Annotated in this window: 10 protein-coding genes and 1 pseudogene; 4 read left to right on the plus strand and 7 right to left on the minus strand. The window is 56.7% G+C overall.

Annotated elements, in window-relative coordinates:
* Positions 1-5: 5 nt before the first annotated feature.
* The 4 genes and pseudogenes from HMPREF3143_RS26210 to HMPREF3143_RS06245 all read right to left on the minus strand — a co-directional run bounded on the left by HMPREF3143_RS26210 (position 6) and on the right by HMPREF3143_RS06245 (position 5,055).
* Positions 6-2,269 (minus strand): annotated as a pseudogene (locus HMPREF3143_RS26210) (NtaA/DmoA family FMN-dependent monooxygenase).
* 16 nt (positions 2,270-2,285) lie between these two features.
* The gene (locus HMPREF3143_RS06235) at positions 2,286-3,407 is read right to left on the minus strand and encodes an amidohydrolase (protein ID WP_021240231.1); all 1,122 of its coding nucleotides are present in this window, start codon (positions 3,405-3,407) and stop codon (positions 2,286-2,288) included.
* Complete coding sequence (locus HMPREF3143_RS06240; RefSeq protein ID WP_025910898.1) at positions 3,404-4,405, minus strand: LLM class flavin-dependent oxidoreductase; 1,002 nt, start codon at positions 4,403-4,405, stop codon at positions 3,404-3,406. Before HMPREF3143_RS06240 ends, HMPREF3143_RS06235 begins: the two co-directional genes overlap by 4 nt.
* 110 nt (positions 4,406-4,515) lie before the next feature.
* Positions 4,516-5,055 (minus strand): AAA family ATPase, encoded by a 540-nt coding sequence (locus tag HMPREF3143_RS06245; RefSeq protein WP_039025304.1) that lies wholly within the window; start codon positions 5,053-5,055, stop codon positions 4,516-4,518.
* 342 nt (positions 5,056-5,397) lie between these two features.
* Between HMPREF3143_RS06245 and HMPREF3143_RS06250 the strand changes: the two genes are divergently transcribed.
* Entirely contained in the window at positions 5,398-6,933 is a 1,536-nt protein-coding gene (locus HMPREF3143_RS06250; protein WP_045333903.1) for a methyl-accepting chemotaxis protein, read from the plus strand.
* Here the strand turns inward: HMPREF3143_RS06250 and HMPREF3143_RS06255 are convergent.
* Positions 6,930-7,328, minus strand: a complete 399-nt coding sequence (locus HMPREF3143_RS06255) for a (R)-mandelonitrile lyase (RefSeq protein ID WP_021240234.1) — start codon at positions 7,326-7,328, stop codon at positions 6,930-6,932. The genes HMPREF3143_RS06250 and HMPREF3143_RS06255 overlap by 4 nt on opposite strands.
* 108 nt (positions 7,329-7,436) lie before the next feature.
* On the opposite strand from HMPREF3143_RS06255, the gene HMPREF3143_RS06260 reads away from it, so the two are divergent.
* Positions 7,437-8,351 carry a LysR family transcriptional regulator gene (locus tag HMPREF3143_RS06260; RefSeq protein ID WP_008501773.1) on the plus strand — a complete coding sequence of 305 codons (915 nt, stop codon included), beginning with the start codon at positions 7,437-7,439 and terminating at the stop codon, positions 8,349-8,351.
* Between the two features lie 304 nt (positions 8,352-8,655).
* Complete coding sequence (ansP, locus tag HMPREF3143_RS06265) at positions 8,656-10,152, plus strand: L-asparagine permease (RefSeq protein WP_008501774.1); 1,497 nt, start codon at positions 8,656-8,658, stop codon at positions 10,150-10,152.
* A 92-nt stretch (positions 10,153-10,244) separates the two neighbouring features.
* Here the strand turns inward: ansP and HMPREF3143_RS06270 are convergent, their stop codons facing one another.
* Positions 10,245-11,306: a 7-bladed beta-propeller protein YncE gene (locus tag HMPREF3143_RS06270; protein WP_070532261.1), complete on the minus strand. Its 1,062-nt coding sequence runs from the start codon at positions 11,304-11,306 to the stop codon at positions 10,245-10,247.
* Between the two features lie 241 nt (positions 11,307-11,547).
* Between HMPREF3143_RS06270 and pqqU the strand changes: the two genes are divergently transcribed.
* Positions 11,548-13,662 carry a TonB-dependent receptor PqqU gene (gene pqqU / locus HMPREF3143_RS06275; RefSeq protein ID WP_070532264.1) on the plus strand — a complete coding sequence of 705 codons (2,115 nt, stop codon included), beginning with the start codon at positions 11,548-11,550 and terminating at the stop codon, positions 13,660-13,662.
* A gap of 119 nt (positions 13,663-13,781) precedes the next feature.
* Here pqqU and HMPREF3143_RS06280 read toward each other — a convergent pair whose 3' ends face one another.
* Positions 13,782-14,450, minus strand: a complete 669-nt coding sequence (locus HMPREF3143_RS06280) for a GntR family transcriptional regulator (RefSeq protein ID WP_023344238.1) — start codon at positions 14,448-14,450, stop codon at positions 13,782-13,784.
* Between the last annotated feature and the right edge of the window lie 238 nt (positions 14,451-14,688).

Raw genomic sequence — 14,688 nt, forward strand, 5'->3', positions numbered from 1 at the left:
CCTCCTTAATCGCCCAGGCCAGCCGGGTTCACTTCGGACTGCGGAATGCGCTCAACCCCTTCACCCCAGCGGTTCAGCACTTTGTCGTAATCGCCGTTTTTGATGACGCCGTTCAGCGCGGTCTGTACCGGCTCAACCAGCCCGCTGCCTTTTTTCAGCGTCACCGCAATGTGCGCCGCCTTCGGCCAGCCGCCGTCGACGCTGCCCACCAGTTTGGTTTTCCCGTTCAGCGCCGCTTTCCATGCGCCAATCACGTTCGGGCCAAAGTAGGCATCCGCGCGCCCGGACTGCAGCGCCAGGGTTTGGGCCGCATCGTCTTTGGTGTAGATCGGGGTAAAGGGCTTCAGTCCCTTCTTCAGGTTTTCGGCATTCCACGCCAGCAGGATGGCCTCCTGGTTGGTGCCGGAGCCCACGATAATCTTCAGCCCGGCGATGTCCTCCGCTTTCTGAAGCGATTTGATCGGGCTGGTCGATTTCACGTAGAAACCGAGGGAATCCTTACGGTAGGTGGCAAAATCAAACTTCTGTTTGCGCTCTTTAGTGACGGTGATGTTGCTGATGGCGGCATCGTATTTCCCGGACGCGACGCCCAGCGGCCAGTCTTCCCAGGAGGTGGGCACCACGTTCAGCTCCAGCCCAAGGCTGTCGGCCACCAGACGGGCGACGTCAACTTCGCTCCCCAGCAGCGTTTTGTTGTCGTCGGAGAAGACCGTCAGCGGCGGCTGATTGAGTCCCGCCACCGCCACGGTAAATTTCCCCGGCACGGCAAAGCGATAGTCTTTCGGCAGCTGCGCCACCGCCTCGCTATTTTTCGCGGTGTTAATCGGCGTTTTATTGGCCTCGATGCTTACGCCGGTGCCGTTAATATTGACGTTCTCTGCCCAGACGGCAGGGGTAAAGGCCAGCGCGAGCGCCAGAACAAGCGATGATTTCTGCATAGCGGGATTCTCTTTTATTGTTGTGTGTACTGGTTTTTCGGTTGGTCTAAGCCAAGGCTTTCGCGCAGCGTGGTGCCCGGGTAGTCGGTACGGAACAGCCCGCGAGACTGAAGAATCGGTACCACCTGGTCAACAAAGCGCGGGAAGGTGTCCGGCGTACCGCCCTGAATGATGAAGCCGTCTGCGGCATAACCTTCAAACCAGGCCTGAAGACCGTCAGCCACCTCCTCCGGCGTGCCGGAAAAGCGCGGGCGCGGCGAAGCGGCTTCAAGCGCCACCTGACGCAGAGTTAAGCTGCGTTCGCGGGCGTTACGCTTGATTTCATCCGTGGTGCTGCGGAAGCTGTTTTTGCCTAAGTCGCCGATATCCGGGAACGGCTCGTCGAGCGGATACTGGCTGAAGTCGTGATGTTCGAAATAACGCCCGAGGTAATTGAGGGCGTCGTTAATCGACACCAGCGCCGCCGTGGTCTGGTACTGGTGTTCCACGTCATCGGCATCTTTCCCCACAATCACGCTAACGCCCTGGAAAATATTGAGATCCGACGCGCGGCGGCCGTTTGTTTCCAGCTGCTGTTTTACGTCGCGGTAAAAGGCTTTTGCCTCGTCGAAGGTCTCGTGGTGGGTGAAAATGGCGTCGGCATGTTTCGCCGCCAGCTTTTTCCCGTCGTCCGACGCCCCGGCCTGAAAGACAATCGGGCGACCCTGCGGCGTGCGGCCAATATTCAGCGGACCGGCAACCTGGAAGAAGTCACCGTGGTGATCGAGCGTATGCAGTTTGGCCGGGTCAAAAAACTGGCCGCTTTCTTTGTTGCGGATAAACGCGTCCCCTTCCCAGGAATCCCACAGCCCTTTCACCACGTCGAGATACTCATCGGCAATCCGGTAGCGCAGCGCATGCTCGGGGTGTTTTTCGCGGGAAAAGTTCTTCGCCGACCCTTCCAGCGGTGAGGTCACCACGTTCCAGCCCGCCCGGCCGTTGCTCAGGTGATCGAGGCTGGCGAACTGGCGCGCCGTGGTAAAGGGCTCGCTGTAGGAGGTGGATAAGGTTCCCACCAGCCCCAGACGCGAGGTGATGCTGGCCAGAGCGGAAAGCACGGTTAACGGTTCAAACCGATTCAGAAAATGGGGGATCGATTTCTCGTTGATATAGAGACCATCGGCCACGAAGAGAAAATCGAGCTTCCCTTCCTCGGCCTTTAACGCCGTCGCTTTCACGAAGTCAAAGTTAATACTGGCGTCGGCAATCGCCGCAGGATGGCGCCAGGCGGACATATTCCCGGATGCACCATGCAGAATGGTGCCCAGCCGCAGTTGTCGGGTTGCAGACATCTTTACCTCTCCTGAATTAAACGTGTTGCAGGGCTTTTTCCGCAAGCTGTGCAAAATAGCGGGCGGCGGGCTCAATCAGTGCTTCATCCGGGTTAAAAGCCGGGTGATGTAAACCAAACGGACTGTTGCTGCCAATGCTGACAAACGCGCCGGGAACAGACTGCAAATAGACCGCAAAATCTTCCCCGCCCATATGCAGTTCCGCGTGCCGGGTTTCATAACCGGCCTCACGCGCGACCGAGGTGGCGAAGTCGGCCCAGCGTTCGTCATTCACCAGCGCGGTAGGCCCGGCATACCAGGTGATATCAATCTGCGCGCTGAAGGCGCTGGCAAAACCGGCGGCGATTTCGCCCACGCGGGCTTTCACATTCTGCTGTACTTCCGTGCGATGGGTTCGCAACGTGCCTTCCAGCTCGACGCTTTCCGGCAGCACGTTCCAGGTGTTGCCGCCCGCAATGCGGGTCACGCTCAGCACCACCGAATCCAGCGTGTTGACGTTGCGGCTGGCGACGCTTTGCAGCGCCGTTACCAGCTGGCTCGCCAGCACAATGGCGTCGTTGCCTTCATGAGGACGTGCGGCGTGCGCGCCTTTGCCGGTAATGCGGATCACGAAGCGGTCAACGTTGGCGTAGAACGGCCCGCCGCGGGTGGCGAACTCACCGACCGGCAGGCCGGGCTCGTTGTGCATACCGAAAATCGCGCTGACATCGCGCAGGGCACCGGCGCGCACCATGCTCTTCGCACCGCCAAAGTTCTCTTCAGCAGGCTGAAACAGGATGCGCACCCGGCCGTTAAGCGAGGCCTCCCGCTCTTTCAGCTTTAACGCGGCGCCGAGGATGACGCTGGTGTGGATATCGTGTCCGCAGGCGTGCATCACCCCGGCATGCTGTGAGCTAAACGGTACGCCGCTGCGCTCCTCGATCGGCAGCGCGTCAATGTCGGCGCGCAGCGCAACCAGCCTGCTGCCCGTCCCGATTTCCGCCACCAGCCCGGTCGACAGGTCGTAAGGCTGCGGGGCGATCCCGGCATTCGTCAGCCACTGGCGCAGGCGCGCGGTGGTTTCGACCTCCTGGCCGGACAGCTCCGGGTTCTGGTGCAGTTCGCGGCGCCAGGCAATCAGTTGTTCGCCAAAACTCATACGGTGACCTCCTTGTTAAGACGCGCCCCGGCCAGCAGGCGCAGCGACGCGACGCGCGTAGCCCCCTCCGCCACCGGCGTGTCGATGATAAATTCGTCAATGCCCCACTGCTGGTGCAGCGCGTTGAGCTGTTCCACTACCGACTCAGCCGTGCCCGCCAGCAGCGACTGCGCGCGACGTGCAATGCGCACCGGCTCACTGCCCGCCTGGCGCGCAAACGCGTAGGCCTGCTCTTCGCTGGCCACGGTGACACGCTGCCCGTTTGCCAGCTCAACGCCCCACACTTCGACCTTCTGCGCCAGCGCGTCTGCCTCGGCCTGCGTCGGGGCGACAATCGCCTGCACCGCCACTATCACGTCCCGCGCGCTGTTCTCACGCCAGGTCGATACCACCTCGCGCAGCAGGTCCGGGTCACCGTTCAGGTGCGCGGCAAACACAAAGTGCCAGTCGAGCCTGGCGGCCAGCAGCGCGCTTTCGGTACTCGCGCCCAGCAGGAAAGCCTCAGCAGGCAACGGCGGCAGCGGCGTGGCGCGGACGGCCTCTTCAATAGCGTGATGCTCAGGACGGATCCAGCGGTCGAGCTGGGCCAGCTGTTCGGCAAAGCTGCCCTTTTCCTGTTGATTCAGGCCCTGCTGCAGCGCGCGGGTTGAGAGCGGTAATCCACCGGGGGCTTTCCCGACGCCGAGATCGACGCGGCCAGGCGCCAGCGCGGCCAGCACGTTGAAGTTCTCGGCGACTTTATAAGGGCTGTAGTGCTGAAGCATTACGCCGCCTGACCCGACGCGAATGCGCGTGGTTTGCCCGAGGATCCAGGCAATCAGCAGCTCCGGCGAGGGGCTGGCAAGCTGTGGGGTGTTGTGGTGTTCGGCAATCCAGAAGCGGTGATAGCCCAGATTTTCTGCCTGCTGCGCCAGCGCCAGGGTACGCGCCAGTGCATCGGCAGCCGTTTCGTTTTCAGCGATGGGGCTTTTATCCAGAATGCTGATTCGCCATGACATGTTGCGTTCTCGTTTGACTTAACATGTCGACATTATTAAAGGCGCATTTCACCACTGAGAAACAATTAATTTACATTTGGTTTGCCGGAAAACAGATATATAAAGCCCTGCTAAGAATAAGGCTTCAAGGAGGCAATCAGCGTTTCCACCTGCTCCCGACGGGTAATGCGGACGAAGCGAATATGGCTATATTGCGGGTTTTGCAGGTCGGCTTCATAGCGCGTACGGTTATTACGCCAGGTTTTGATCGTCCAGATGATAATGGATTCTCTGCTGAAGAACGCGCGCCGGAAACTCTCTTTGTTTCCCGTTCCCGGCCAAAGCTCGTGTTTATGCCAGGCTCGTTTTATTGCTCGGGTGACGGCCTGCCAGAGGGTGCGGGTAAACCCATAATCCACCCAGACCACCACATCCACATTGCGCCATTTCACCGGTCGCGTGCGGTTGTAGTTACCGTCGAGCACCCAGTCTGACGAAGCCTGTAGCGCCTGCGCCAGCTTTGCCTGAAACTCGTCGTCCGGCGTGCCCTGCCAGTTAGCCTGCCAGTAGAGTCTGTCCATCTCGATACAGGGAATAGACAGCGCGGTCGCAATCTGCTTCGCCAGCGTGCTTTTTCCGCTCCCGCTGGTACCGATGACGTTAATTTTCACCTCAGCCTCCCTGTATTTACGAAAATGTGACCAAATGATAGCGTTTTCATCCTGTTAACGAAACGCTATTTCAGCATGACAATTTTTCCAGAGAGACGATCTCCCTCTTGCAGTTTGGCTTATGTCATTTATTTAAGTCGATTCAAAATAACACCCACTAAAATATTTTCAATTTTATTACATTCGACAACATTAACAGATTAAAAATAATGAATGCCGGGTATTTCGGAGAGTCTCAATTTCAGCGAGAATATATCCAGACCGTTATTAAAATAATCACACTTATCTTGCCGGAGCGCTTTCCGGGCTTTTTTATTCTTGCACAACATCATGGAGTTACTCATGAGGCGTAACACCCCCGTTACACAAAACGAGTATTTGCTTAACGCCGGTTCGACGTTAATGTCCACTACCGATATAAAAAGTCATATTACCTATGCTAACTCGGCTTTTATAGAAGCCAGCGGATATAAAGAAGAGCATCTTCTGGGGGAGCCGCATAACCTCATCCGCCATCCCGACATGCCTGCCGAAGCGTTTGGCGACATGTGGTTTACCCTCCAGCAGGGCGAGACCTGGACAGGTCTGGTGAAGAACCGTCGTCATAATGGCGATCACTACTGGGTGCGGGCCAACGTGACGCCGGTCTGGCAGGGGGAATCCCTGACCGGCTATATTTCGGTGCGCAATATCCCCTCACGGGAAGAGATCGCGGCCAGTGAAAAACTGTATGCAAAAGTGCGTAATAACGAATTAAAACATCATCGTTTTTATAAAGGACTGTTCGTTCGGCGCGGTATATTTTCCTTTTTGTCGCTCTTTAAATGTCTCAGTACCGGAAAACGAATTCAGCTTGGTATTACTGCGACGGCGTTACTTTCCTGCCTGGCGATGTATTTATTCCGCGATCGTCTCGTTCAGGCCGCCACTCTGGTGCTGCTTTTTTCTGCGCTGTCCTGTTATCTCCATGCGCAGATCGCCCGGCCGGTAAAATCCATTGTTCAACAGATGCAGCGCGTGGTTTCAGGACGTAAAACGGACTATTACCATTTTGACAGAATCGATGATATCGGGCTGATGATGCGCCTGGTGAATCAGTCTGGTTTAAACCTGAACTCGCTGGTTGATGATGTCGGGGCGCAAATCAGCGGTATTGGCACCATCAGCCAGCAGGTCGCGAAAGAAGGCGCGGCGCTGCAGACGCGCTCTGAAGAAACCGCCGATTTTCTGCAGCAAACCGCATCTGCGGTGGAAGAGATCGCCAGCGCCGTGAAGCAGACGGCCGAAACCGCGAACGAGGCGATTCAGATGGCGGATCGCACCCGCGACAGCGCCCACTGCGGTGAAGCGATGATGAAAGAGACCATCGGTATGATGCAGTCCGTTTCGCAGGATAACGGCCAGATCGTCGATATTATCAGCGTTATCGATCGTATTGCCTTCCAGACCAATATTCTTGCGCTGAATGCCGCCGTGGAAGCGGCGCGCGCGGGTGAAGCCGGCCGCGGCTTTGCCGTGGTCGCAGCTGAGGTGCGCAATCTTGCGCAGCACTCCGCGACGGCGGCGAAAGAGATCAAAGCGCTGATCGAGAAAAACGTTGCCAGCGTCAACGCTGGCGTGGAGAAGGTGGGACAAACCGAATCACAGCTGACGGTTATGATCGACCATGTTCTGCAGGTTTCCACCCTGATTAAGGAGATTGGCCTCGCCACGCAGGAGCAAACCCAGGCGCTGACGCTCATCAACGCCTCCCTCTCCCGTATCGGCGCAATGACCCAGAGCAATACGGGGATGGTGGATAACGTCACTCACGCCGCGAATCACCTGACGCAGCGGACGACGCGCCTGCAGCAGGCGATTGCCGTTTTTGGCGGTTAGCCGTTCGGGTACTGCTCGTCGGTCACTTTTTCCAGCCACGTTACCGGGCTGCCGTTTACCGCTTCGGCGATGGCAAGATGCGTCATCGCCGTTTGCGCACTTGCGCCGTGCCAGTGCTTCACGCCGGGTGGGATCCAGGCGATATCGCCCTGATTCAGGATTTCCGCCTCTTCGCCCCATGCCTGTAGCCAGCCGCGACCCTGCGTCACAATCAGCGTTTGTCCCAGGGGATGCGTATGCCAGGCCGTGCGCGCGCCCGGCTCAAAGGTTACGGTTGCCCCGCCGACGCTGGCAGGTTCGGTCGCCTGAAAGGGCGCGTCAATGCGAACAGCCCCGGTGAACCAGGCTTCCGGTCCTCGTACTGACGGTAATGAACCGCTGCGGATAATTTTCATCTTTTGCTCCTCGTTGACTGTTGCGTTAACAGTAGCGCAAAGCACTCCGCAGCATTAGGGTGCATAATCAGATAGGACACATGACTGAAACTCATAAATAGAACCGCGATGCTAAAAGATAATTTCAACGATCTGCTCTCCTTTATGGTGGTGGCCCGCGAGCGCAGCTTTACGCGCGCAGCGGCGCAGCTGGGCGTCTCGCAATCGGCACTGAGCCATGCGATGCGCAAGCTTGAAGCACGATTAGACGTTCGCCTTTTAACCCGCACAACCCGCAGCGTGGTTCCGACACCCGCGGGTGAGCAGCTTTTTTCGCGCCTCAGCCCGCATCTGCTGGAGATCGAACAGGAACTCACGGCGCTTCGCAGCAGCCGCGACAAACCCGCAGGCGCTATCCGCATCGTCGCCGGCGAGCACGCGATGGACGCCGTGCTCTGGCCGGTACTGAAGGCTTTTATGCTGCAGTATCCTGACATTAACGTCGAAGTGACGGTCGACAATGGCCTGACAGATATCGTCGATGGCCGCTTCGACGCGGGGGTTCGCCTTGGTGAACAGGTGGCAAAAGACATGATTGCGGTGCGGATTGCGCCGGACATGCGCATGGCGGTCGTCGGCTCCCCGGATTACCTGGCTCGTTTCGGCGTGCCGCTCGTGCCGGAGCAGCTGGGTGAACACCGCTGTATCAATCTCCGCCTGCCCACCCGAGGGGGATTGTATGACTGGGAATTTGAGCGCGACGGGCGCGAGCTTCGCGTGCGGGTTGACGGACAGCTTACGCTGAATAACCTGTCGCAGCGCATCGACGCCGCGGAGAATGGTCTCGGATTAGCCTACGTGCCCGAGTCCTCGGTTCTGGACGCTCTGAATCAGGGACGGCTGGTCAGGGTCCTTGAATCGTGGTGCCCCACGTTTGAAGGATACCACCTCTATTATCCGAGCCGTCGGCAGCACACAACCGCGTTCAGGTTACTTCTCGATGCCCTGCAGCAGCAAAAATTTATACCATCTGGTAATAATTAAGAGAATCTGATGATTAAATAATCAACCCCGCCATTGTTTTGACTAAAAACTCATCACGTTTCAGCGTGTTGTGATCCCCGTCTGCTCTGACCACACGATTTCCTTCGACGTGCATCACTTTCGGCACGGTTATATTTTGCGTCGCTTATGAATTGCAGGTAGGATGCCTCGCCATGTTTCGCCTTATCCATACGCAGAATGACTGGGAAGGCGACATGTGTTTGCGCAGAAGCAATCGTTTGTATTGCGCTCTGCCAGGCAGGACTATCACGATAATGGTTCAGACAGGCAAACAGGTAACTCAATGAAAACAAGCAATAAAAGCGCAGCCGATCATCACGCTGCTAAACGTCGCTGGTTGAACTCCCACGAAGAGGGCTACCACAAAGCGATGGGCAACCGTCAGGTTCAAATGATCGCCATCGGCGGCGCTATCGGAACGGGTCTGTTTTTAGGTGCGGGTGCACGTCTGCAGATGGCTGGCCCGGCTCTCGCCCTGGTCTATCTGGTGTGCGGGATCTTCTCTTTCTTCATTCTCCGCGCGCTGGGCGAGCTGGTACTGCATCGCCCTTCCAGCGGCAGCTTCGTCTCTTACGCCCGTGAATTCCTCGGTGAAAAAGCCGCTTACGTCGCGGGCTGGATGTACTTCGTCAACTGGGCGATGACCGGTATCGTCGACATCACCGCCGTTGCGCTGTATATGCACTACTGGGGCGCGTTTGGCGATGTGCCGCAGTGGGTCTTTGCGCTTGGCGCGCTGGCGATTGTCGGCACCATGAACATGATCGGCGTGAAGTGGTTCGCGGAGATGGAGTTCTGGTTTGCGCTGGTTAAAGTGCTGGCCATCGTGGTGTTCCTGGTCGTGGGTACCGTCTTCCTCGGCAGCGGTAAGCCGCTGGATGGCAATGCCACCGGCTTCCACCTGATAACCGACAACGGCGGATTCTTCCCGCACGGTCTGCTGCCTGCGCTGGTGCTGGTTCAGGGCGTCGTGTTCGCCTTCGCCTCCATCGAGCTGGTGGGCACCGCAGCAGGTGAATGTAAAGATCCGCAGACGATGGTGCCAAAAGCCATCAACAGCGTGATCTGGCGTATCGGTCTCTTCTACGTCGGCTCCGTGGTGCTGCTGGTGCTGCTGCTGCCGTGGAACGCCTATCAGGCGGGCCAGAGTCCATTCGTCACCTTCTTCTCGAAGCTGGGCGTGCCGTACGTGGGCAGCATCATGAACATCGTGGTCCTGACCGCAGCGCTCTCCAGCCTGAACTCCGGCCTCTACTCGACCGGCCGTATCCTGCGCTCCATGTCCATGGGCGGTTCTGCACCGAAGTTCATGTCCAAGATGAGCAAGCAGCACGTGCCGTACGCCGGTATTCTGGCGACGCTGGTGGTCTATGTCTTCGGCGTGTTCCTGAACTATCTGGTGCCGTCTCAGGTATTCGAGATCGTTCTGAACGTGGCGGCACTGGGGATTATCGCGTCCTGGGGCTTTATCGTGGTCTGCCAGATGCGTCTGCGCAAGGCGATTAAAGAAGGCAAAGCCGCTGACGTCAGCTTTAAGCTGCCTGGCGCGCCGGTGACTTCCTGGCTCACCCTGCTCTTCCTGTTCAGCGTGCTGGTGCTGATGGCCTTCGACTACCCGAACGGCACCTACACCATCGCGACCATTCCACTGCTGGCCGTGCTGCTGATTGCGGGCTGGTTCGGCGTGCGTAAACGCGTTCATGAAATTCACAGCACCGCGCCGGTTCATCCTGACGATGAAAAACACGACGCCCCGCTGGTAGAAGAAACCTCGCGTTAATAAAAAAGCCGGGTGGCGGCTTCGCCTTACCCGGCCTACATTTCGTGGTTTTGTAGGCCCGGTAAGCGGCAGCGCCACCGGGCAATCCCATCTTACAGAGCAATACGCATCACATCGTCAGGCTGGGTGGCTTCCTGCTGGCGGGTAGATTTCTGTTTCACCGTCACGTACAGGGTTTTGCCATCCGCAGAGAGCGCCAGGCTGTTCGGGTAGACCGGCGTGTCGAAGGTTTTCGTCACCTTATACGTTTTCCCATCAATGACGCTTACCTTGCCGGCTTCACGGTGCGTCACGTAGGCTTCATTGCGGGCCGGGTTAAACAGGACCGCCAGGGATTCCGGCGCGGCGATTTTCTCGATCACGCTACCGTCTTTCAGGCTCACCACCAGCACTTCCGGCTGTTTTGAATCGGTCAGGAACGCGCGCTGACCGGCAGTGTCGAGGCTCAGGTTCAGGTAGAAGTGCTCCTTCCCGTCATCCTGCACCTTTTTACGGGCAATAATTTTATTGCTGGCCGTATCAATCGTCACCAGTTCGCCGTCCGCATTCGTGGTGTACAGACGTTTCGCCTGCGCATCCAGCGCCAGGCCGGTGCTGTAGGTGCCCGTATTGCCAATGGTTTCTTTCAGCTTCAGCGTGGCGCCATCCACGACCCAAATCACGCTCTCTTTACCGACACCGGTAATGTAAATCGTGTTGCTCGCGTCATCTGCCACCAGCTGGCGCGGCTGCAGCGATTTGACGGTTTCGCTGCGCTGACGCTCGTCCAGCACCAGTCGCCCTTTTACGTCACCCGTTTTTGCATCAATCGCGGTTACCGCGCCGTTGATCGTATTGCCGAACCACAGCGTATGAGTCGCCTTGTCAAAGGTGGCACCAAAGGGTTTCAGATCGCTATGGATTGCCTGCGTCACGTCCAGCGTGACCGGATCAAGGCGGTAGACAACCCCGCCCTTGTCGGTTTTACGGCTTTGCGAGGTTGCCACCCACAGCGCATTCTCCTGCTGGCTCACGGCCATTTCATACGCCCCTTTGCCCACCGCTTTACGCAGCACCTCTTCGGCGGCATGCACCTGGAACGTCCCGGCAAGCAGTAAAGTGGCAGACAGCAGCGACAGGCTCAGACGCGGCGAGCACAGTTGACGTAAAGACATAACAATTCCTTTTCTGAAAAGTGGGGTTGGGCTGACATCACTTCCGGCAGACAACGTCATGGCATTGTCTTTTGATAATGAGAATAGTAATCATTAATGTGTTAAATGTGGAGTTTTTCTTTCCCGCTTCGCCTTCCATTAACGCAATGTGCGGTTATAGTTTTCAAAACTTTTACAAAACCTTTAACATATATGGACATGTTCCATTTGGTTCGTTTATACACCACAACCGGTTTTATTCATGAAAATCATTTCTGCCCGTAAGGCTTCTCTCCCGCTGCTGCTGGTTCCTGTTATTTTTGCGCCGCTCACCGCCGTGAGCGCAGAGGAACAGACCATGATCGTCAGCGCCACGCCGCAAACCGTATCGGAGCTCGATACTCCGGCCGCGGTCAGCGTCGTCAATGGCGACGATATGCGCCAGGCCGCGCCCCGCATTAACCTGTCTGAATCCCTTGGCAGCGTACCCGGGCTGCAAATTCAGAACCGTCAAAACTATGCCCAGGATCTCCAGCTGTCGATGCGCGGATTTGGCGCCCGCTCAACCTTCGGGGTGCGCGGTATCCGTATGTACGTCGATGGTATTCCAGCCACCATGCCGGACGGACAGGGCCAGACCTCCAACATCGACCTTTCCAGCGTGGAGAGCGTTGAAGTGCTGCGCGGTCCCTTCTCTGCCCTGTACGGCAACGCCTCTGGCGGCGTAATCAACATCAACACCCAGACCGGGCAGCAGCCGCCGACCATTGAAGCAAGCAGCTATTACGGCAGTTACGGAACCTGGCGCTATGGCATGAAAGCCACCGGCGCGATGGGTGACGGCACCCACGCCGGGGACATGGATTACACCGTCTCCACCACCCGCTTCACCACCAAAGGCTACCGCGACCACAGCGGCGCGCGGAAAAATCTCGCTAACGCCAAACTGGGTGTACGCATTGACGACGCCAGCAAGCTGACGCTGATTTTCAACAGCGTGGACATGAAGGCCAACGATCCGGGTGGACTGAATTACCAGGAGTGGCGTGACAACCCGCGTCAGTCGCCGCGCGGCGATCAGTACAACACCCGTAAGACCATCAAGCAGACCCAGGCCGGCCTGCGCTACGATCGCCAGCTCAGCGCTCAGGACGACCTGAGCGTGATGATGTACGCCGGCGAGCGTGAAATGACGCAGTACCAGTCGATTCCGTATCAGCCGCAGCTAAAAGCCACTCACTCCGGCGGGGTGATTGATATGCAGCGCCACTATCAGGGCGTGGATACCCGCTGGACGCACCGCGGCGAGCTGCTGGTTCCGGTGACCTTCACCACCGGTCTGAACTACGAAAACATGAGCGAAGACCGTCGCGGATACGAGAACTTCGTGATGCGTAACGGCGTGCCGGACTACGGCGTCAAAGGCGATAAACGTCGTGACGAACGCAACCTGATGTGGAACGTCGATCCTTATCTGCAAACGAGCTGGCAACTGACGCAGAAACTCTCTGTCGATGCGGGTGTTCGCTACAGTTCGGTCTGGTTTGATTCCAACGACCATTACGTTACGCCGCGCAACGGCGATGATAGCGGTGACGCGAGCTACCACAAGTGGCTCCCGGCGGGCGCCGTGAAGTATGCGGTGACGGATGCGTGGAACCTCTACGCTGCCGCAGGGCGTGGCTTTGAAACGCCAACCATCAACGAGCTCTCCTATCGCGCCGATAACCAGGGCGGTCTGAATATTGGCCTGAAGCCGTCCACGAATAATACGTATGAAGTGGGCAGCAAAACCCGAATCGGCAACGGCCTGCTGACGGCGGCGTTGTTCCGCACCGACACGGATGACGAGATCGTGGTGGACTCCAGTTCCGGCGGCCGTACAACCTATAAAAATGCCGGGAAAACCCGTCGTCAGGGTGTCGAAGTTTCCCTGGATCAGCAGTTCGCTGAGAACTGGAAGCTGAAGATGGCCTGGACGTACCTGGATGCCACCTACCGGACTAACGTCTGCAGCGACGCAGACTGTAACGGTAACCGTATGCCGGGGATTGCGCGCAACATGGGCTTCGCCTCGTTTGGCTGGCAGCCACAGGAAGGCTGGTATGCGGGGACAGACGTGCGTTACATGAGCGATATCATGGCCGACGACGAAAACACCGCGAAAGCGCCGTCCTATACGGTAGTCGGGCTGAATACCGGGTATAAATTTAACTACGGCAACTGGGGAATGGACGTCTTTGGCCGCGTCGATAACCTGTTCGACAAAGAGTACGCGGGCTCGGTAATTGTCAACGAGTCCAACGGTCGTTATTACGAGCCTGCACCAGGCCGAAACTATGGCGTCGGGCTGTCGGTCTCTTATCGCTTCGAGTAAGCAAAAAGAAAAGTTTATTTTATAAATGAAATAACCCTCCTGATGGCATTAAGCCATCAGGAGTTATTCACCAGATAAATAATTAGCGGCGGTATATAGTCGCTCTAATAAATAATCTCTCAGTTAAAATATTGTCGCTGTAAAAGAGAATCTGCTTCATCAATCAACTTATCAATCGCCTTCTGGCTCGCATCAACATCTCTCCGCTCAAGGGCCGAAAGCAGCTCGTCATAGTGATACGTTGCCGTTTTGATGTCGTTAAGTTCGTGATGCAGGTAGTTCATGCAGGGCCCGATGCGGACCCATAGCTGTTCAATTAAGGCATTAAGCGTAGGCATTTCCGCATACTGATAAAGCGTAAACCTGAAGATACGATTCGCATGCAATGCCTGCTGAACGTTTCCATTGCGCATGGCCTCATGGAAGGCCTCTGACATTTTGCGCAACGCCTCCAGCTTGCCGTCTGACATATTCTGGCATGCTGCGGCAACCGCCATTGGCTCAAGCTGTTTTCTGATGGCGTTAATCTCGTTATAACGCTCCAGCGTCACTTCAGGGACCAGAAATGCCTGTGCGGGCGTGGCGTGAAGCGCGCCTGAGGAGACCAGGCGCAGCAGCGCTTCGCGGACCGGCGTAATACTAGTGCCTAATTTATCAGCAATCTCTTTCGTAATCAGTCGTGCTCCTGGTTTGAGAGAGCCTGTAATTAACGCCCCTTTCAAACTGTGTTCAACCTGCATGGTAAGGCTAACCCTTTGGGCTTTTTCTAAGTGATCCAAATCAAGCATGTGGAATTCCTGTAGCTAAAACTTAATGCTATTTTTAAACGCCAGTTTTAATAAAACGGCGCCGGTACGATATATCCTGTATCGTCATGCCTGGTGGTGGGAAGTACAAAAAACAGCAAAAAAAGTAAACGTCATTTTTTTTTATCGTTTTCGGGCTCATCGGGGATGATGGCGCGAAAAGTCATGTCCAGTAATTAAAGACAATATATCGTATCTTCACAAATAAATATGGCGGGAA

This window comes from Enterobacter sp. HMSC16D10, assembly GCF_001807145.1.
Classification (GTDB): domain Bacteria; phylum Pseudomonadota; class Gammaproteobacteria; order Enterobacterales; family Enterobacteriaceae; genus Enterobacter; species Enterobacter roggenkampii.

What these genes read in the sequence shown, in the direction of transcription:
- pqqU (WP_070532264.1), top strand. Translation starts at nt 11,548, where the DNA reads ATGAAAATCATTTCTGCCCGTAAGGCTTCTCTCCCGCTGCTGCTGGTT.
- HMPREF3143_RS06250 (WP_045333903.1), top strand. Translation starts at nt 5,398, where the DNA reads ATGAGGCGTAACACCCCCGTTACACAAAACGAGTATTTGCTTAACGCC.
- HMPREF3143_RS06235 (WP_021240231.1), bottom strand. Translation starts at nt 3,407, where the DNA reads ATGAGTTTTGGCGAACAACTGATTGCCTGGCGCCGCGAACTGCACCAG.
- ansP (WP_008501774.1), top strand. Translation starts at nt 8,656, where the DNA reads ATGAAAACAAGCAATAAAAGCGCAGCCGATCATCACGCTGCTAAACGT.
- HMPREF3143_RS06240 (WP_025910898.1), bottom strand. Translation starts at nt 4,405, where the DNA reads ATGTCATGGCGAATCAGCATTCTGGATAAAAGCCCCATCGCTGAAAAC.
- HMPREF3143_RS06270 (WP_070532261.1), bottom strand. Translation starts at nt 11,306, where the DNA reads ATGTCTTTACGTCAACTGTGCTCGCCGCGTCTGAGCCTGTCGCTGCTG.
- HMPREF3143_RS06260 (WP_008501773.1), top strand. Translation starts at nt 7,437, where the DNA reads ATGCTAAAAGATAATTTCAACGATCTGCTCTCCTTTATGGTGGTGGCC.
- HMPREF3143_RS06280 (WP_023344238.1), bottom strand. Translation starts at nt 14,450, where the DNA reads ATGCTTGATTTGGATCACTTAGAAAAAGCCCAAAGGGTTAGCCTTACC.
- HMPREF3143_RS06255 (WP_021240234.1), bottom strand. Translation starts at nt 7,328, where the DNA reads ATGAAAATTATCCGCAGCGGTTCATTACCGTCAGTACGAGGACCGGAA.